Source organism: Micromonospora sp. WMMD1120, from assembly GCF_029626235.1.
Classification (GTDB): domain Bacteria; phylum Actinomycetota; class Actinomycetes; order Mycobacteriales; family Micromonosporaceae; genus Micromonospora.
On record NZ_JARUBO010000005.1, the window covers coordinates 5,697,672 to 5,716,114 of the forward strand.

Genomic DNA, 18,443 nt, shown 5'->3' on the forward strand with positions numbered 1-18,443 from the left:
TCAGCGGGGGAGGAAGGCCGGTGCGAGACCCATGACCGACACCATCGGCGTCGACACGCAGCCCACCACGAACCCGCACTGGCCGATACCGTTGGAGAGACGCACCGTCACCGTCCTCTTCGCGGACATCGTCGGCTCCACAGCCCTGGTGAACCGGCTGGACCCGGAGGAGGTCCGGGCGTTGCAGCGGGCCTACTTCGAGACCGTGGCCGGTGTGCTGCACCGCTGGCAGGGGGTGGTGGAGAAGTACATCGGCGACGCCGTGATGGCGTTGTTCGGCGCCCGCCACTCCGACGGCTTCGACGCGTACCGGGCGGTGCGCGCCGGCCTGGAGATCCAGGCCGCGCTGGACGACCGGCCGGTGCTCGGTGACACCCGACTGCGGGTGCGCGTCGGCGTCGCCACCGGCGAGGTCGTCGTCGACCTGGGTGACGCCGTCGACGGCGGGCACGGCCTGGCCAGCGGCGCGGTCATCACCACAGCGGCCCGCCTGCAGGAGTACGCGTCGCCCGGCGCCGTGGCGCTCTGCGCGGTCACCGCGCACGCCACCACCGGCCTGATCACCCGGCGTCGGCTGACACCGCCGCCGGCCGCCGACGCGGCGCCGGTCTGGCACGCCATCGGTCCGGTACGCCGGGACGCCGACCGGCACGACGGCCGGCTGATCGGTCGCCGCCGCGAGCTGGCCACCATCCGCGACCAGCTCGGCGCGGCCGTGCGGGAGCGCAGGCCCGGCTGGGTCTCCCTGGTCGGCCCCAGCGGCAGTGGCCGCAGCCGACTGCTGCACGAGGCGTCCGACGCGCTGACCACTGTGGATGGAGAGCCGGTCCGCTGGTGCGCGGCGGCCTGCCAGCCGTACCCCGATCAGGTGGTGGCGCCGGTCGCCGCGCTGCTGCGCGACGTCGCCGGGATTCGGCACGGCGACGGCCCGGCGGCGATCCACAGTCGGCTCGTCGACGCGCTGACGCCGCTGCTCCCGCCGGCCCGGGTCGCCACCGCCGTGCCGACGCTCGCGCGGATGCTGGCCACCCCGGACGGCTCGGCCCCGGCGCTGGCGGGCGCGGCCCTCTGCCGGGAGTTCCTGCTGCGGCTGGCCGCCGAGCGGCCGCTGGTCGTCGCCGTCGACGACGTGGACCGGGCCGCGCCGGCCGTGGGCCGGTTCCTGCACGCGCTGCTCGGCGCGGCGGCGGAGCGCGGGCTACCCCTGGCCGTGCTCACCGCGCACCAGCCGCGGTGGGCCGACAGCGCACCCCGGACGACCCGGCAGGTGCCGGTGCGACCGCTGACCGCGGTGCAGTCGGGGCGACTGCTCCGCCAGATGCTGCGCCGCGCCGGGCAGCCGGTGACCCTCGTCGACCGGCTGCTGCCCCTGGTGGGCGGCCGTCCCGGGCACGCGGCGGCCTACGTCACGTCGGTCGCGGACGGCGCCGACGCGGCCACGCTCGTCCTGCCCGAGGCCGTCCGCCGGGCGGTCGGCGCGGAACTGGACCACCTCGACGGAGAGCGGCGGGCGGTGCTGATGGCCGCCGGCACCCTCGGCGCTGTCTTCTCCGGCCCGTCCGTGGACCGGGCCCTCGGCTGGGCGCCCGGCCGGTCCGCGCCGGCCCTGCGTGGCCTGGTGGCCGCCGGGTTGCTGCTCCCCCACCGCAACGACGGGTACGCGTTCGCCGCGCCCGCGTTGCGACAGGTCGCCACCGAACGGCTGCCCCGCACGCTGCGGGCCGTCTTCAACCGGCGGGCGGCCGACGGCACGCGCCCGGACGCCGCCGATCCCACCGGCGGCACGGCGGCCGGAACCAACCACTCCCGCCGGCACCGGGCCGCCGCCGACGTGCCGCCGGGCCAGGCTCTGCCGTACCCCAACTCGGGCGGTCGCTGGTCGACGGACGCCAACCGGTCGGCGGCGGTGGCCCGTGCGACGCCGGCCGGGTCGCGGACGGCCGACCGTGTCCCGCTCCCCCGCGTCGTCGCCTGGACGCCGGGGCCAGCGGCGCCGCGGTGAGCAGGATTGGCCCGGTCATGCTGCTCCAGGCGACGCGTCGAGGGGTTGGTCAGCGGGCGGCCAGGAACGCCAGCACGCGGGGCCAGGCCGCCGCGCTGGCCTCCGGGGAGTGTTCGGCCAGGTCCGGATCGGTGAACAGGTGGCCCACGCCGGGGTAGCGGTGGACCGTCAGGTCGGCCCCGGCGTCGGTCATCGCCTGCCGCCACTCGTCGACCTCGTCCGGCGCGTCGTACGGGTCGGGGTCGGCGAGGTGCAGTTGCACGGGCAACCCCTGGCGGACCGCGTCCGGCGACCCACCGGTGCCGTGCAGCAGGAGCAGGCCGGCGGTGTCGGGGCGCTCGGCCAGCAGCGCCCCGGCCACGCCGGCGCCCATCGAGAAGCCGGCCAGCACCGTCTCGGGCGGCAGGTCACGCAGGGCGGCGCGGGCCCGGTCCAGCACCACCTCCTGGCCGATCTTGTCGAGCACCGCGAAGCCGTCCTCGACGGTGTCGGTGGGCGGGACACCGTACAGGTCGGGGGTGCTGACCCGGTGCCCGGCGGCGCGGAGCCGGTCGGCGGCGGCGCGCACGGCGGGCCGCAGGCCGTACACGGAGTGGAACAGCACGACGTGTCGCATCGGGTCATCCTGCCGCAGCCGAGCGTCGCCACGGTGCGGCCACGCGGGGAGCGTTCAGACCAGCGCCGTCAGCCGCGGGACGAGGTCGGCCGGTGGCGGCATCTCGGCGATCTCCCGGCTGACCTGCGCGGCGGCGGCGCGGAGACGGCCGTCGGTGAGCAACCGGGTCAACGCCCCCGGGGTGATGTCGCGGGGACTCGACGCCAGCCCACGATCGGCACCGGACGAGGACGCCGGGCCGGGCGGGAGCCCGACCCCGGCGTCACCCTGATCATCGCCCTGCCATCTTCTCGCAATTGCAAATTATGTGCAACAGGTTCTGGACAGCCCACCGCCGACGTAACTAGCCTGACTGCTATGAGTCCTTACATCGCGGATCCGTGGGCCTGGCAGGAGAGCTGGGACCGCCAGCAGGAGGCCTACCTCCCGGACCGGGAGCACCGGTTCGCCGCCATGCTCGACACCGTCGACGCGGTCCTCGACGGTCGACCGCCACGCGTGCTCGATCTGGCCGGCGGCACCGGCACCATCTCCCTGCGCGCGCTGGCGCGCTTCCCCGACGCCGAGGCGACACTCGTCGACCTCGACCCGGCGCTGCTCGCCATCGCCGGCGCCTCGCTGGCCGGCCGGGCCACCATCGTCACGGCCGACCTCAACACCCCCGACTGGCTCGCGACGCTCCCCCACCGGGAGTACGACGCGGTGCTCACCGCCACCGCCCTGCACTGGCTGCCGGCCGACCGGCTCACGCGGCTCTACGCCGAACTGCGCGACGTGCTCCGCCCGGGCGGGGTGTTCGTCAACGCCGACCACATGCCCGACGACACGGTGCCGGAGCTGACCAAACGACTGATGGACCGGGCGCGCGAGCGGCGCGACGCCCGGTACGCCACCGGCTCGGTGCTGTCCTGGTCGGACTGGTGGGAGCGGGCCGGGTCCGACCCCGCGCTCGCCCCGTTCGTCGCCGAGCGGCACGCCATCTACCCCACCGGGCACAGCCCCGAGTGGAACCCGCCGGTCTCCTGGCACCTGGCCACGCTCACCGCGGCCGGCTTCAGCGAGGTCGGCACGATCTGGCGAGGTGGCCCCGACGCCGCGGTCGCGGCGGTGCGCTGACGCCACCGTCACCGACAGCGCGTCAACGCCGGGGCCGTCGCCGGGCGCGGACGCCGCCGCCGTCGACGGCACTACGCTCGGAAGCCGTGCCAGAGCCGTTCGAGCCGCGTACCGATCCCGACGTCGACCTGCGCGTCCCCGCCGACCGCCGGGAGCTGACCGCGCGTCCGGCGACACTGCTCGCCGCGATCGCGGCCGGCGGGGTGGTCGGCGCGCTGGCCCGCGCCGGCCTGCAACACGTCGCACCGCACGGGCCCACCGACTTCCCGTGGGCGACGTTCGGCGTCAACCTGTCCGGCTGCCTGCTGATCGGCGTGCTGATGGCGACTCTCGGGCACCTCGGCGGCGGGCACCCGCTGGTCCGCCCGTTCCTCGGGGTCGGAGTGCTCGGCGGCTTCACCACCTTCTCCACCTACGCGGTCGACATCCAGCAGGCTCTCGTCAACGGCGCGCCGGGCACCGCGCTGGCCGGTCTGGCCGCCACGGTGCTCGGGGCGCTCGTCGCGGTCGGGCTGGGCGACGCGGTCACCGCCGGGCTGTTGCGGCGGGCGACCCGGTGACCGTCCTGCTCATCGCCCTGGGCGCGGCCGTCGGCGCGCCGCTGCGCTACCTCACCGACCGGGCCGTGCAGTCCCGACACGACTCGGCGTTCCCGTTCGGCACGCTCACCGTCAACGTGCTCGGGTCACTGCTGCTCGGTTTCCTCGTCGGGTGGCCGGTCGGCCCGGCGGTCAGCGCGCTGCTGGGCACCGGGTTCTGCGGCGCGCTGACCACCTACTCCACCTTCAGCTACGAGACGCTGCGGTTGACGCGGGGCGGCCATCGGCTCCTCGCGCTGGCCAACGTGCTGGTCAGCGTGGCCGCCGGGCTCGCCGCGGCCACCGCCGGGTACGCCCTGGCCCGCGTCCTCCCCGGCTGACCGCGTCCGCGCGCTACCACCCCTCGGAAGGTTCCGGAGCCATCCGGCGGCAGCGAACACACCGAGCGTATATACGCGAGGTATACACCCGGTGTAGCCTCGTCCACATGAGCGTTCCACTGACCCTCCTCGGCCTCCTCGAGCGGGAGCCCAGCCACGGGTACGACCTCAAGCGCGACTACGACACCTTCTTCGGGCGGGGCAAGCCGCTGCCGTTCGGCCAGGTCTACTCCACCCTCAGCCGGCTGGCCCGGGACGGCAAGGTGGTGATCAGCGACGTCGCGCCCGGCGCCGGCCCGGACCGCAAGCGCTACGTCATCACCGACGTCGGCGCGACCGAGGTGGAGCAGTGGTTGACCCAGCCGGTCGAACCGGAGCCGCACCTGCAGACGGTGCTCTTCGCCAAGGTGGTGCTCGCGCTGATGCTGGACCGTCCGGCGGCCGACTACCTCGACAGCCAGCGCGCCGCGCACCTGCGGCGGATGCGGGAACTCACCGAGATCAAGCGCGCCGGCAGCCTGGTCGACGCGCTGCTCGCCGACCACGGGCTGTACCACCTGGAGGCGGACCTCCGCTGGATCGAGATGACCGGTGCCCGGCTGGACGCCCTCCGGAAGGAGGTGCGGCCATGAGCGTCGTGATCGAGGCCCGCGACGTGGCGTTCGCCTTCGGCCAGACCCCCGCCCTGCGCGGCGCCAGCGTCGCCGTGGAGGCGGGCGAGATCCTCGCCATCATGGGCCCGAGCGGCTCGGGCAAGTCCACCCTGTTGCACTGCCTGGCCGGCATCCTGGTGCCCGACTCCGGTCAGGTCCTCTTCGACGGGGCGCGGATCGACACCATGGCCGAGACCCAGCGCAGCAGCCTGCGCCGGGACCGCTTCGGCTTCGTGTTCCAGTTCGGGCAACTCGTCCCCGAGCTGACCGCCGTGGAGAACGTGGCCCTACCGCTGCTGCTCAGCGGCGTACACCGCAAGCAGGCGCTGCCGAGGGCGCGGGGCTGGTTCGCGCGCCTCGGCCTCGACGGGTTGGAGCAGCGCCGCTCGGGTGAGCTGTCCGGCGGGCAGGCGCAGCGCGTCGCGCTGGCCCGCGGCCTGGTCGCCGAGCCACGGGTCCTCTTCGCCGACGAGCCGACCGGCGCGCTCGACTCGCTCACCGGTGAGCAGGTCATGGACCTGTTGGTGGGCGCCGCCCGCGAGCAGGGCACGACAGTCATCCTGGTCACCCACGAGGCCCGGATCGCCGCGTACGCCGATCGCGAGGTCATGGTCCGCGACGGGCGCGTCAACGCGCCGGAACGGATTCCCTCGTGATCCGCTTCGGGCTCCGCCTCGCGGTGGCCGGCGGCCGGGAGGCCCTCACCCGCCTGGTCGTCATCGCCGCCGCCGTGGCGGTCGGCAGCGGGGTGCTGCTGACCACCCTGGCCGGCGTCAACGCCACGAACGCGCAGCTCACCCGGTACGCGTCGATGTATCCCAACGCCTCGACCGGTGACGCCGACCCGCTGTGGTGGTCGACCCGGCAGGACTACTTCCAGGGTAGGCAGATCATCCGGATCGACGTCGCCGCGACCGGTCCGAGCGCGCCCACCCCGGTCGGTGTCCCGGCCATTCCGGGCCCGGGCGAGTACTACGCCTCGCCCGCGTTGCGGGACCTGCTGGCCGGCCACCCGGCCGACCAACTGGGTGACCGCTACCCGGGGCGGGACCTCGGCACCGTCGGCCCAGCCGCGCTGACCTCACCGGACACCCTGCTCGTCATCGCGGGCGGCTCCCCCGACCAGGTAGCCGAGCTCCCCGCCGCGAAGCAGGTCACCACCGTCGGCGACACCCCCGCCCTCCCCGAGACCACGGTGAACCTCATCCTGGGCGTGGTCGCCGGTGGGCTGCTCTTCCCGCTGCTGATCTTCATCGGCACCGCCACCCGGCTCAGCGCCGCCCGCCGGGAGCAGCGGTTCGCCGCGCTGCGGCTGGTCGGCGCGACACCGAGGCAGATCGCGGTGGTCGCCGCGGTGGAGGCGACCGCCGCCGCCGTCGCCGGGGTCGCCGTCGGCTTCGGCCTCTTCTACGCCTTCCGCGATCCGCTGGCCGGCATCCCGTTCACCGGCATGCCGTTCTTCCCCGGCGACATGTCGCTGGGTGTCCTGGACGTCCTGCTCGTCGCCCTCGGCGTTCCGGCCGGCGCGGCGGTGGCCGCCCAGGTATCGCTGCGCCGCGTGCGGATCTCGCCGCTGGGCGTCACCCGGCGGGTCACGCCCCGCCCGCCACGGGCGTACCGGCTGGTCCCGATGGCGCTCGGCGTGGCGGTGCTGTTCCTCGCGATCGGCTTCCGGCCACAGACGTCGGACGGGCAGACGGCGGTGTTCCTGCCCGCCCTGCTGCTCGTCATGGCCGGTCTGGTCTACGCCGGCCCGTGGTTGACGATGGTCGGCGCCCGGGTCATGGCCCGGTACGCCAGTCGCCCGGCCACGCTCATCGCCGCGCGCCGCCTGGCCGACAACCCGAAGGCCGGCTTCCGGGCGATCAGCGGGATCATGCTCGCGCTCTTCGTGACGAGCGTCGCCGTCGGGGTGATCACCACGATCGTGGCGAACCGCGGCCCGGCGCCGGTCGGGTCGACCGACGCGGGCACGGTGACCACCGTCTTCGACGAGAAGGCGGCCTCGGTGCCGGAGACGCTCTTCGCCGACCTGCGCGCCGTCAGCGGCGTCCGGTCCGCGACCGCGATCCGGGAGAACCCGCACGTCACCGCGTCGGGAGAGGTCGGGGTGATCGCGTGCGTCGAGCTTCCCGACGCGTACGGCAGGTGCGCCGACGGCGCGAGCGTCGTCGAGGTGCCGCTCGGCCTCAGCCGCTGGCGGGAGTCCGCGTCGTCGCAGACGGTCTGGCCCGCCTCGGCACTCACCCTCGACGAGCTCCACCGGCTGCCGGTGGTGTCGATCGTCGTCGGCACGGACGGCTCCGCCGCCGCCATCGAGCGCACCCGAACCGTGCTGGAGATCGCGTACCCGACCTTCTGGGTGGGGCCGAACGTGCCCGGCGACTTCGAGTCGGACTTCGCCGACACGCTGCGCGGCTGGGAACAACTCGCCAACGTCGTCATCATCGCCAGCCTGGCGCTCGGCGGATGCAGCCTGGCGGTGAGCGTGATCGGCGGCCTCACCGAACGCCGACGCCCGTTCAGCCTGCTGCGCCTCAGCGGCGCGCCGGTGCGGGTCCTGCGTCGGGTGGTGGCGTTGGAGAGCGCCGTACCGATGCTCACCGTCGCCGCCGTCGCCATCGGGATGGGTCTGCTCGCCGCGCACCTGTTCCTGCGGGCCCAGATGGATTACACGCTCGACGCTCCCGAGCCACGTTTCTACGTGATCGTCGTCCTGGGGTTGGTCACCTGCCTCGGCGTCATCGCCTCGACGCTGCCGCTGCTGGAACGCGTCACCGGTCCGGAGACGGCCCGCAGCGAGTAGTGGTTCAGTCCGCCGGCCCGGTGGTGGCGAGGGCGACCACCGGGCCGAGGACGAACACCGCCGGCGGACCGATGCCCTCCCGGGCGGCGAGCGCGCCGATCTCGTCCAGCCGGGCGGGCACCGCGCGTTGGTCGGGCAGCCCGGCGTCCTGCACGGCGAGCACCGGGGTCTCCGGCGCGCGGCCGTGCTCGATCAGCGCCGCGGCGATCTTGGCGATGGTGTCGACGGCCATCAGCAGGACGACGGTGCCCCGGGCCCGGGCCAGCGCCGCCCAGTCGACGAGCGAGTCGGGGTGCCCGGGCGGCAGGTGCCCGGAGACCACCGTGACGTCGTGCGCCACCCCCCGGTGGGTCACCGGGACGCCGGCCAGGGCCGGCGCGGCGATCGCGCTGCTCACCCCGGGCACCACGGTGACCGGCACACCGGCCGCCCGGCACGCCTGCACCTCCTCGTGGCCGCGTCCGAAGACGTACGGGTCGCCACCCTTGAGCCGGACCACCCGGCGGCCCGCCTTGGCGTGCGAGACCAGGGCCGCGTTGATCGCCTCCTGGGCCATCGACGGGCCACGGGGCACCTTGGCGGCGTCGACCACCAGCACGTCGGGCCGTAGATCGGCGAGCAGTCCCTGCGGGGCGAGCCGGTCGACCACCACCACGTCCGCGGCGTCGAGGAGCGCCCTCGCGCGTACCGTGATCAGGTCGTCGGGCCCCGGCCCGCCACCGACCACCGCCACCGAACCGGGCTCGGACCCGTGGTGGTGATGGTCGTGCCCGTGGTGGTGATGGTGGTGGTGGCCGACCGGGTCGTCGGGGTGGTCGTGTGGTTGTTGCGGGCGGCCGACCTTGTCGGCGAAGCCCGGCATCAGCACCCGGTACGCGCAGGTGTCGCAGTTCATCCGGATGTCCCCGCCCAGCGCCTCGGCGTAGCGCTCGCGCACCAGGTCGGCGAGGGCGTCGCAGTCGCCGATCACCTCGGCGACGCGGACGTCCAGCTCGGGGTGGGCGGCGGCGTACTCGGCCGACTGGGCCGCGATGCGGTCCGGCAGCACGCCGGCGAACAGGAAGTACGGCGCGACCACGATGCGTCGCGCGCCGAGGCGGCGCAACCGCTCCAGCACCGCCGGGACCGACGGTTCGGCGAGCGAGATGAACCCCGGCTCGACGCCGGCGTAGCCGCGTCCCTCCCAGAGCAGCCGGGCGACCTTGGCGACCTCGGCGTTGGCGTCCGGGTCGGTGGACCCCCGCCCGATCAACGCGACCCACGTGCCGGCCCGGCCGGCGTCCGCCAGCTCCGTGCCGGCTCGGTCGGCGTCCGCCAGCTCCGTGCCGGCCCGGTCGGCGCCGGCCAGGGCGGCGTCGATGCGCTCCTCCAGGGCCGTGTGCAGCAGCGGGTGCGGGCCGAGCGGGCGGCCGTAGCGGTAGGTCAGCCCGGGGTGGCGCTGCTGCTCCCGAGCCATCGCGGCGGGGATGTCGCCCTTGCCGTGCCCGGCGCCGGTGAGCACCAGCGGCAACGCCACCAGCGCCCGGTGTCCGCGTCCGACGAGCGCGCCGACCGCGTCGGTCAGCGGCGGACGGGACAGCTCGATGAAGCCGCCCTCGACGTCGCCGACGTCCGCGCGGCGGCGTACCCGGTCGACGAGGGCGGCGAACTGGTCGACCCCGGCCGCGCTGCGCGTGCCGTGCCCGACGATGACCAACGCGGTCATGACTTCTCCTCGACGTAGAGCAGGGCGTTGAGGGCGGCGGCGGCGACCGCCGAGCCACCCTTCTCCCCTACGTTGGACACGGCGGGCAGGCCGCTGGCCCGTAGCGCCGCCTTCGACTCGGCCGCGCCGACGAAACCGACCGGCAGACCGACGACGAGCGCCGGCGCGGCGTCGAGCGTGAGCAGTTCGACGAGCGCGGTCGGGGCGCAGCCGACGACCCAGACCGCGCCGGGACCGACCCGGTCCAGGGCGATCCGCACGGCCGCCGCCGAGCGGGTGATGCCGGCCGAGCGGCCCAGCTCGGCCGCGGCCGGCTCGGCGACCGGGCAGACCAGTTCCAGGCCGGCGCGGGTGATGCCGGCGGCCACCATCGCCACGTCGGTGACCACCGGCGCGCCGGCGCGCAGCGCGGCCAGCCCCGACTCCAGGGCGGCCTCGTCGCAGACGAGCTCGTCGACGTACGCGAGGTCGGCGCTGGCGTGCACCACCCGCTCGGTCACCGCCCGGCTCAGCGGCGGCAGGTGCGACAGGTCGACCCGCTCGCGCAGGATGCGGTACGACTCGACCTCGATCGGGTGCGCCACCCGGCTCATCGGTTTCCTCCACTGTCGACGTCGACGGGGTCGAGCACGCGGATCGCGTCGACCGGGCAGATCTCCAGGCACTCCAGGCAGCCGGTGCAGCGGTCGGCGCGCACGGTCAGGCCCCCGGCGACCGGCCGGATGGCGTGCGTGGGGCAGGTCCGCAGGCAGGCGCCGCAGCCCTGGCAGGCGTCGATCCTCACGAGCGCCACCGGTACCCCCGGGGTGTCACCATCCGGCCGGCGACCAACCGGGTGTCGCTGTTGCCGACCACCACGACGCTGTACATGTCGACCACCGCCGGGTCGAGGGTGGCCAGTGTCGCCAGGTGCACCCGCTCGCCGGGGCGGCTGGCGTTGCGCACCACCCCGACCGGGGTGTCCGGCGGCCGGTACGCGCCGAGGATGCCGAGCGCCTTGCCGAGCTGCCAGTCCCGGACCCGGCTGCGCGGGTTGTAGAACAGCGTCACGAAGTCGCCCTCGGCGGCGGCGGTCACCCGCCGCTCGATGACCTCCCACGGGGTGTGCAGGTCGGACAGGCTGACGTAGGCGTGGTCGTGCCCGAGCGGCGCGCCGAGCAGCGCCCCGGCCGCGAGGGCGGCGGTCACCCCGGGCACGCCCACCACGTCGATCCGGTCGTCGGCGTACTCCAGGGCGGGGCTGGCCATCGCGTACACCCCGGCGTCACCGGAGCCGATCAGCGCGACCGCCCGGCCGGCGGTGGCCTCGGCGACGGCGGCGCGGGCCCGCGCCTCCTCCGCGCCCAGTCCGCTGGCGAGCACCCGGGTGCCGGGGCGCAGCACGTCGCGCACCTGGTCGAGGTACTGGTCCAGGCCGACCACCACTGCGGCGCGGCGCAGCTCGGCCACCGCGCGGGGGGCGCGCAGGTCGGGGGCTCCCGGGCCGAGGCCGACCACGGCCAGCCGGCCGCGCGGCGCGTGCCGGGCCACGGCCACCGTGGCCATGGCCGTCGCGGTCTTGCCCACCAGCAGCGTCGCGTCGCCCGACCGGCCGTCCGGGCCGAGCAGCGCCGCGGCCTCCGCCACGCTCGGCGTGCCGACCGCGGCGCGGACCACCTCGCTGGGATGCGGCACGTCGACCGCCGCCAGCCGCGTCGCCGGCCAGGTCACCAGGGGTACGCCGAGCGCGTCGGCGGTGTCGCGGATGCCCTCCTCGTCGGCCTTGATGTCGGCGCTGGCCAGGCAGCGCAGGCTCGCCGGGTCGAGGCCGGCCTCGGCGAGCACCCGGTGCAGCAGCCCGGCCACCTCCTCGGCGGGTACGCCCCGACTCGCGCCCACCCCGGCCACCAGCGACGGCGGGCGCAGCACCGCGGTCCGCCCGTCGAGCGGCACCACCCGGTCGGTGACCAGCAGCCGGTACCCACCACCGGACCCGGCGGGCGTTGCGGGTCGGACGTTCGGTGGCAGGGCCGGCAGCGGCCAGTCGGCGTCCGCGACCAGCTCGACCGGCTCGCCGTCGAGGATGGCGCGGGAGACCGCGGCGACCGCGCCCCGCACCGGCCAGCCGAGGGTGTCCAGACCCGGCAGGCCCACGGCGTCGGTGGCGGTGGTGATCACCGGCCGGGCGTCCAGCAGGGCGCCGACCCGCTCGGCGAGGTCGTTGCCGCCGCCGGCGTGCCCGCCGAGCAGCGCCACCGCGTGCCGGGCCGCCTCGTCGACCACCACCACCGCCGGATCGGTGCGCTTGTCGTCGAGCAGCGGCGCGAGGACGCGTACCACAGCGCCGGTGGCCAGGAACGCGATCACCGCGTCGCAGCGCGCCCAGGCGGCGCGCAGCGCGTCGGCGGCGGTGTCCGCCTCGACCAGGCGGGCGTGCGGCCAGGCGCTGGCCACCGTGTCGGCGTGCCGCCGGCCGGCGGCGGTGGCCGCCACCAGGCCGATGCGGGTCGGGGTCAGGTCGGGCACTGGCGCTCCCCGGTCAGGACGACCACCGGGTTGGTGGCCGCGAGGCGAATGGAACCGCCGGGCAGGTCGGCGAGGCGCGCGGCGGAGAGTTGGCTGCCCTCGACGGTGTAGCCGGCGGCGCGCAGCAGCCCCACGGCCGGCGCGACCCGGTCCAGCGCGGCCAGGGTGAGCACCACCCGCTCGGGCCGGCGGGCCAGCACGGCGGCCAGGACGTCGGGCCCACCCCCGCCGACGAAGACCGCGTCCGGCTCGGGCAGGTCGGCCAGCGCCGCCGGGGCGCGCCCGACGACGAGCCGGACGGTGACCGCGTGCGCGGCGGCGTTGGCGCGGATGGTCGCGCCGGCCGCCGGGTCGTGGTCGACGGCGAGCACCGCCGCGCCGAGCAGCGCGCACTCGATGCCGACCGACCCGCTGCCCGCGCCGACGTCCCAGACCAGCCGGCCCAGCCGGGGGCGCAGCCGGGCGACGACGAGGGCGCGCACCTCCGACTTGGTGATCATGGAGTCGCGGTGGACGTACCGGTCCTCCGCCAGCGCCCAGCCGCCAGCCGGCGCGGCGGCGGGCTGGTTGTCCGCGCGCATTCCGCCGGGCGCGACCCGATCGGGCGCGGCGTCGTTGGACACCGCCCCGGCGGACCCGGCCTCCGTGGGCCCGGCGTCCGCGACGCTGAGCACGACGTGCGGGTCGGCCCAGGTCGCGGCGGCGGCCTGCGCGGCTGTCACCTCCCGGACCCGCTCGGCCTCGGTGCCCAGGTGCTCGGCGACCACGAGGCGGCGGGGCCAGCCGACCAGGCCGGCCCCCAGCTCGGCGGCGCCCACCCCGGGCGCGGTGAGCACCGCGACCAGCGGCAGCGCCCGGCAGGCGTTCACCGCCGGGCGCGGGTCGCGCCCGTGCGCGGTGACCACCGCGGCGCCGTCCCAGGGCAGACCGGCGCGGGCGAACGCGGCGGCCACACTGGACACCGCCGGCACCACCCGCAGCGGCAGCCCGGCCGCGCGCAGCCGCCGGACGATGCCGAACAGGCCGGGGTCCCCGCTGGCCAGCACCACGGCCGGCACTCCGGCGGCGACGGCCTCGGTCAGCCGGCGCAGGGCGGGGGCGAGCGGCCCGAGCGCGACGGTGTCCGCGCCCGCCGGCACCGCGACCGCGTTCAGGTGCCGGGCCGCACCCACCACCAGCCCGGCGGCGGCCAGCACCGGGGCGAGCGCGGGGTGCGGCGGCGCGCCTGCCGCGTCCAGGCCGACCACCGTCACCAGCTCGGCCCCGGTCACCCGGACCACCGGCCGGACGAGGCGACCACCTGGGAGCCGGCGAAGTCGACCATCGCCACGTCCACGGTGACGGTCGGCCCGGCGAAGCGGCGCAACACCTGGCGGACCCGCCGGCAGAGCAGGTCGCCGGCCGGGGCGAGCAGCCCGGCGGCCTCCCACAGCTCGTACGCGTGCCGCCCGGTGTTCGCCTCGGTCACGGCGGCGACGAGCGCCGGGTCACCGCCGGCCTCGGCGGTCACCGCGCCGAGCAGGGACAGGTCCACCTTCGAACGGGTGTAGTGGGTCATCAGGATGCCGGCGGCGAGTTTCGCCAGCTTGCCGGCCATGCCGACGAAGACCACACCGGTCATCGCGTCCTCGACGGCGGCGGTGACCGCCGCGCCGGTGAAGTCGCCGACCTCGACGAAGCACACCTCGGGCAGCTCGGGCAGCAGCGCGCGGGCGGCCCGCTCGGTACGCCCACCGGTGCACAGCACCACCGTCCGCTCGCCCTGGGCGGCCATGACGTGCACGGCCTGCACCACGCTGGCCCGCCAGGAGGCGGTGGAGAACGGTCGGACGATCCCTGTGGTGCCGAGGATCGAGATGCCGCCGAGGATGCCGAGCCGGCGGTTGGTGGTCTTGCGGGCCATGATCTCGCCCCGAGGCACGCTGATCACGACGCGGACGCCGACCTCGCCGAGGTCGACCACCTCGGCCACCGCCTCGCCGATCATCCGACGCGGGGTGTCGTTGATCGCCGGCCCGCCGACGGCGAGCCCGAGGCCGGGTTTGGTGACGGTGCCGACGCCGGCGCCGCCGGCCAGCCGCAGCCCGGGGGTGTCGGTCCAGTCCACCGTGGCGGTCAGCTCGGCGCCGTGGGTGACGTCCGGGTCGTCCCCGGCGTCCTTGACCACCACCGCCTCGGCGCGGCTCGGTGGGGTGCCGGTCACCTCGCAGCGTTCGACGGGGAAACGGACCCGCCGTCCGGCGGGCAGTCCGATCTCCACCTCCGGCTGGGTTTCCCCGGTGACCAGCGCGGTGACGGCGGCCTTCGCCGCCGCCGTCGCGCACGCGCCGGTGGTCCAGCCGGTACGCAGCGCGGTGGGCCGGACCTTCGCGGTCCGTGGCAGGTCCGGCTCGCGCAGCGGTGGCTCGGGGTACGTCATGGTGTGTGCCCCGGTGTGGCGGTCCCCCCGGTGCGGGCGCCGGTCTGGCGGCGCAGCTCGGCGCGGGCGGCCGGCTCGGCCCGGCGGAACGTGTGGAAGTGCCCGGGGTGGTAGAGGTGCGAGCGGGTGCCCTCGGCGGCGAGAGCCGGCCCGACCAGGAACAGGGTGTGCTTCCACAGTTTGTGCTGCTTGACGGTGGCCTCCAGGGTGCCGACCGTGCAGCGCGCCACCAGCTCGTCCGGCCAGGTCGCCTGGTACGCCACCACGGCCGGGGTGTCCTCGGGGTAGCCCCCGGCCAGCAGCTCGGCCTGCACCTGCCCGGAGCGGGCGGCGGAGAGGAACAGCGCCATCGTGGTGCCGTGCCGGGCGAAGTCGCGGACCCGCTCGCCGGGCGGCATCGGGGTCTTGCCGCCCTCCAGGCGGGTGAGGATCACCGACTGGGCCACCTCGGGCACCGTCAGCTCCCGTCCGACGATCGCCGCGACGGCGGTGAACGAGGAGACCCCGGGCACGATCTCGACGGCCAGGCCGAGCGCCCGGCACAGGTCCAGTTGCTCCTGCACCGCGCCCCACAGCGCCGGGTCGCCGGAGTGGATCCGGGCCACCGTCAGGCCCCGGGCGGCGGCCCGCCGGTAGAGCGGGAGCACCCCCTCGATGGGCAGTTGCGACGAGTCGACGACCTCCGCGTCCGGGCGGGCGTGGCCGAGCACGTCTTCGTGCACCAGGCTGGCCGCCCAGATCACGATGTCCGCGTCGGCGATCACCCTGGCGGCCCGCAGGGTCAGCAGGTCCGCCGCTCCCGGGCCGGCCCCGACGAACCACACCTTGCCGTCGCTGGTCACAGCTTTCCTCCTCGGTGTTCGCGGCGGGCCGGGACCAGCAGCGTCGACAGGTACGGCAGGTCGGCTCCGGTGTCGTCGACCGGGCCGATGTGTTCGCCGGGCAACCCCAGGGCGCGTCCGAGGACCGCGTCGGAGATCCGACCCTGCCGGCGCAGCTCGGCCAGCAGCTCCGGGTGCCGCCGCCACCCCTTGTAGACGACGACGGTGCCCGGCCCGGCGAGCGCGTCGGCGAACAGGGCCGGGCCGGCGGTGGCGGGCAGCAGGGTGAGCGGCTCGCGTCCCTCGCAGAGCGGGGTGCCGCTGCGCGCCGCCAGCTCCTGCATCGCGGTGACGCCGGGCACCGTCGCCACCCGTACCGCCGGGCGCAGCGCCCGCACGCTCTGCGCCAGGTAGCCGAAGGTGGAGTAGACGTTCGGGTCGCCGATGGTGGCGAACGCCAGGGACCGCGCGCCCGCGTCGACCGACTCGACGACCACCCGGGCCGCGTCGTCCCAGGCCGCCGTGCGTCGGGCGGTCACCCCACCCCTGTCGTCCAGGGCGAACGGCAGCCGGCGCAGCCGGTCCGCCGGGACGTGCGCGCGTACCGTCGCCTCGGCCCGCCCGGCGTCCGCGCCCGGCGGCGTCGGACCGGCGGTCGCCGGGGGTTCGGGCCGGTCCGCCATCACGGGTACGAAGACCAGGTCGGCCTCGCGCAGCAGCCGCACCGCCTTGACGGTGAGCAGTTCCGGGTCGCCGGGGCCGACCCCGATCCCGGTGAGCGTGGCGGTCATCGGCACGCCTCGACCAGGCGGCGGGCCGCGTCGGGGTGCCCGGCCCAGTGGGTGTGCAGGTAGGAGGCGTGCACCCGGCCGGCGACGAAGCCGTGCGCGGTGTCGTTCCAGCGCCACGCCGGCGCGTCGCCGTGCCCGGGGTCGGTGCTGGTGCGGTGGAACTCGTGGCCGCGTACCGCCTCACCGGCGTGGGCCACCGGTGAGCCGGTGACGGCCACCGCCTCCCGGTAGCCGAGGGTGAGCCGGTCGGTCATCCGGGCGGTCGAGGCCAGCCGGCCGCACATCGGCACGCCGTCCAGGGACCGCCCGAGATAGAGCAGCCCGGCGCACTCGGCGACGATCGGTCCGTCGAAGTCGGCCACCTCGGCGCGCAGCGTGGCGTTGTCGGCGAGCGCCTGCGCGTACGCCTCGGGGAAGCCGCCGCCGATCACCAGCGCGCGGGCGTCGGCGGGCAGCGTCGGGTCGCGCAGCGGGTCGACGGTGACGACGTCCGCGCCGGCGGCGGTGAGCAGTTCGGCGGTCTCGGCGTACGAGAAGGTGAAGGCCGGACCACCGGTGAGCGCGACGCGCGGTCGCCCGACGCCGGCCGGCCCGCCGACGGCCGCGACCGGGTCCCACGCGGGGGTGGTCAGCGGTCCGGCGGTGCGGGCCAGGTCGAGCACGGCGTCGAGATCCACGGTGGCCTCGACCAGTTCGGCGAGGGCGGTGACGATGGCCAGGGACTCGGGCGCCCGTTCGGCGACCGGCACCAGCCCGAGGTGCCGGGACGGCGCGGCCACCTCGGCGGCGCGGGTGACCGCCCCGAGCACCGGCACGCCCACCTCGGCGAGGGCGTCACGCAGCAGCGTCTCGTGTCGGGCCGAGCCGACCCGGTTGAGGATCACCCCGCCGACACGCACCGCCGGGTCGAACGCGGCCATACCCATCGTCAGCGCGGCGGCGGAGCGGCCCTGCGCGGTGGTGTCCAGCACCAGCAGCACGGGCGCCCCGACGAGCCGGGCGACGTGCGCGGTGGAGGCGAAGTCGCGCCGGCCCACCGCGCCGTCGTGCAGGCCCATGACGCCCTCCACCACGGCGATGTCGGCGGGCGTGGGAACGCTCGCGCCGTGCCGCAGCAGGGCGGCGATCCGGTCCGCGCCGACCAGGAACGGGTCGAGGTTGCGCCCGGGTCGCCCGGCGGCGAGGGCGTGGTAGCCGGGATCGATGTAGTCCGGCCCGACCTTGTGCGGGCTGACCGTCAGGCCCCGGCGACGCAGCGCGGCGAGCAGCCCGGTGGCCACCGTCGTCTTGCCGTGCCCGCTGGCCGGCGCGGCGACCACCACCCGGGGCAGCGCCCACGGCGCGGCGGGCTCGGCTGCCGCCCGGGGCAGCGCCCACGGCGCGGCGCTCACCACTCGATGCCCTTCTGGCCCTTCTGGCCGGCGTCCATCGGGTGCTTGACCTTGGTCAGCTCGGCGACCAGGTCGGCGGCGGCGACCAGGCGCGGGTCGGCGTCCCGGCCGGTGATCACGACGTGCTGGAAGCCGGGCCGGTCGGCGAGCGTGGCGACCACCTCGTCGACGTCCACCCAGCCCCACTTCATCGGGTAGGTGAACTCGTCCAACACGTACAGGCCGTAGCGCTCGGCGGCCAGGTCGCGCTGGATCTGCCGCCAACCCTCCAGGGCGTCGGCGGCGTGGTCGGCCTGGCCGCCGCGCTGGATCCAGGACCAGCCCTCGCCCATCTTGTGCCAGGCCACCGGCGCGCCCTGCCCGGTGCGCTCGTGCACCTCGCCGAGCGCCCGGAAGGCGTTCTCCTCGCCCACCCGCCACTTGGCGCTCTTGACGAACTGGAACACACCGACCGGCAGGCCGGCCGTCCAGGCCCGCAGCGCCAGGCCGAAGGCCGCCGTCGACTTGCCCTTCATCTGTCCGGTGTGGACCATCAGCAGTGGCCGGTGCCGCCGCTGCCGGGTGGTCAACCCGTCGGCGGGCACGTGGCTCGGCTGTCCCTGCGGCATCAGCCCTCCCCCGCCCCGGTCCCACCCACACCTACGCCTCCCGCGCCCACGCCTCCCGCGATCTTGCGGTTCCTGTTGCTCATTTGTGCTC

General features: G+C 76.0%; 18 protein-coding genes. 7 read left to right on the plus strand and 11 right to left on the minus strand.

Translation table 11 applies throughout. The features are described 5' to 3' along the window. The first annotated feature begins 31 nt into the window (after positions 1-31). Positions 32-2,002 (plus strand): adenylate/guanylate cyclase domain-containing protein, encoded by a 1,971-nt coding sequence (locus tag O7634_RS26375; protein ID WP_278152815.1) that lies wholly within the window; start codon positions 32-34, stop codon positions 2,000-2,002. Between the two features lie 49 nt (positions 2,003-2,051). Here the strand turns inward: O7634_RS26375 and O7634_RS26380 are convergent, their stop codons facing one another. Further along, positions 2,052-2,618, minus strand: coding sequence for a dienelactone hydrolase family protein (locus O7634_RS26380; RefSeq protein ID WP_278152816.1), 567 nt, complete (start codon positions 2,616-2,618; stop codon positions 2,052-2,054). Positions 2,619-2,975: 357 nt separating this feature from the next. Between O7634_RS26380 and O7634_RS26385 the strand changes: the two genes are divergently transcribed. The 6 genes from O7634_RS26385 to O7634_RS26410 all read left to right on the plus strand — a co-directional run bounded on the left by O7634_RS26385 (position 2,976) and on the right by O7634_RS26410 (position 8,112). Then, positions 2,976-3,734, plus strand: a complete 759-nt coding sequence (locus O7634_RS26385; RefSeq protein WP_278152817.1) for a class I SAM-dependent methyltransferase — start codon at positions 2,976-2,978, stop codon at positions 3,732-3,734. An 86-nt stretch (positions 3,735-3,820) separates the two neighbouring features. Further along, positions 3,821-4,294 carry a CrcB family protein gene (locus tag O7634_RS26390; protein WP_278152818.1) on the plus strand — a complete coding sequence of 158 codons (474 nt, stop codon included), beginning with the start codon at positions 3,821-3,823 and terminating at the stop codon, positions 4,292-4,294. Then, the gene (crcB, locus tag O7634_RS26395) at positions 4,291-4,653 is read left to right on the plus strand and encodes a fluoride efflux transporter CrcB (RefSeq protein WP_278152819.1); all 363 of its coding nucleotides are present in this window, start codon (positions 4,291-4,293) and stop codon (positions 4,651-4,653) included. Before O7634_RS26390 ends, crcB begins: the two co-directional genes overlap by 4 nt. A gap of 107 nt (positions 4,654-4,760) precedes the next feature. Continuing rightward, positions 4,761-5,285: a PadR family transcriptional regulator gene (locus O7634_RS26400; RefSeq protein ID WP_278152820.1), complete on the plus strand. Its 525-nt coding sequence runs from the start codon at positions 4,761-4,763 to the stop codon at positions 5,283-5,285. Further along, positions 5,282-5,962: an ABC transporter ATP-binding protein gene (locus O7634_RS26405; RefSeq protein WP_278152821.1), complete on the plus strand. Its 681-nt coding sequence runs from the start codon at positions 5,282-5,284 to the stop codon at positions 5,960-5,962. The genes O7634_RS26400 and O7634_RS26405 overlap by 4 nt, the downstream gene beginning before the upstream one ends. Next, positions 5,959-8,112, plus strand: a complete 2,154-nt coding sequence (locus tag O7634_RS26410; protein WP_278152822.1) for an FtsX-like permease family protein — start codon at positions 5,959-5,961, stop codon at positions 8,110-8,112. The genes O7634_RS26405 and O7634_RS26410 overlap by 4 nt, the downstream gene beginning before the upstream one ends. A gap of 4 nt (positions 8,113-8,116) precedes the next feature. Here O7634_RS26410 and cobA read toward each other — a convergent pair whose 3' ends face one another. The 10 genes from cobA to cobO are packed head-to-tail and all read right to left on the minus strand — an operon-like array spanning position 8,117 to position 18,352. Next, positions 8,117-9,817 (minus strand): uroporphyrinogen-III C-methyltransferase, encoded by a 1,701-nt coding sequence (cobA, locus tag O7634_RS26415; RefSeq protein ID WP_278152823.1) that lies wholly within the window; start codon positions 9,815-9,817, stop codon positions 8,117-8,119. After that, positions 9,814-10,410, minus strand: coding sequence for a precorrin-8X methylmutase (locus O7634_RS26420; protein WP_278152824.1), 597 nt, complete (start codon positions 10,408-10,410; stop codon positions 9,814-9,816). The genes cobA and O7634_RS26420 overlap by 4 nt, the downstream gene beginning before the upstream one ends. Continuing rightward, positions 10,407-10,610, minus strand: a complete 204-nt coding sequence (locus O7634_RS26425; RefSeq protein ID WP_278152825.1) for a 4Fe-4S binding protein — start codon at positions 10,608-10,610, stop codon at positions 10,407-10,409. The genes O7634_RS26420 and O7634_RS26425 overlap by 4 nt, the downstream gene beginning before the upstream one ends. Continuing rightward, positions 10,598-12,322 carry a precorrin-3B C(17)-methyltransferase gene (gene cobJ, locus O7634_RS26430; RefSeq protein WP_278152826.1) on the minus strand — a complete coding sequence of 575 codons (1,725 nt, stop codon included), beginning with the start codon at positions 12,320-12,322 and terminating at the stop codon, positions 10,598-10,600. The genes O7634_RS26425 and cobJ overlap by 13 nt, the downstream gene beginning before the upstream one ends. Next, positions 12,310-13,602: a precorrin-6y C5,15-methyltransferase (decarboxylating) subunit CbiE gene (gene cbiE / locus O7634_RS26435; RefSeq protein WP_278152827.1), complete on the minus strand. Its 1,293-nt coding sequence runs from the start codon at positions 13,600-13,602 to the stop codon at positions 12,310-12,312. Before cbiE ends, cobJ begins: the two co-directional genes overlap by 13 nt. Continuing rightward, a complete protein-coding gene (locus O7634_RS26440; RefSeq protein ID WP_278152828.1) occupies positions 13,590-14,741 on the minus strand; it encodes a cobalt-precorrin-5B (C(1))-methyltransferase in 1,152 nt (383 codons plus the stop codon). Before O7634_RS26440 ends, cbiE begins: the two co-directional genes overlap by 13 nt. Then, entirely contained in the window at positions 14,738-15,583 is an 846-nt protein-coding gene (gene cobM / locus O7634_RS26445) for a precorrin-4 C(11)-methyltransferase (RefSeq protein ID WP_278152829.1), read from the minus strand. The genes O7634_RS26440 and cobM overlap by 4 nt, the downstream gene beginning before the upstream one ends. Continuing rightward, positions 15,580-16,353, minus strand: a complete 774-nt coding sequence (cobI, locus tag O7634_RS26450) for a precorrin-2 C(20)-methyltransferase (RefSeq protein WP_278152830.1) — start codon at positions 16,351-16,353, stop codon at positions 15,580-15,582. Before cobI ends, cobM begins: the two co-directional genes overlap by 4 nt. Further along, entirely contained in the window at positions 16,350-17,723 is a 1,374-nt protein-coding gene (locus O7634_RS26455) for a cobyrinate a,c-diamide synthase (RefSeq protein WP_278154086.1), read from the minus strand. Before O7634_RS26455 ends, cobI begins: the two co-directional genes overlap by 4 nt. A 17-nt stretch (positions 17,724-17,740) precedes the next feature. Next, a complete protein-coding gene (gene cobO / locus O7634_RS26460) occupies positions 17,741-18,352 on the minus strand; it encodes a cob(I)yrinic acid a,c-diamide adenosyltransferase (protein WP_278152831.1) in 612 nt (203 codons plus the stop codon). Positions 18,353-18,443: the final 91 nt, after the last annotated feature.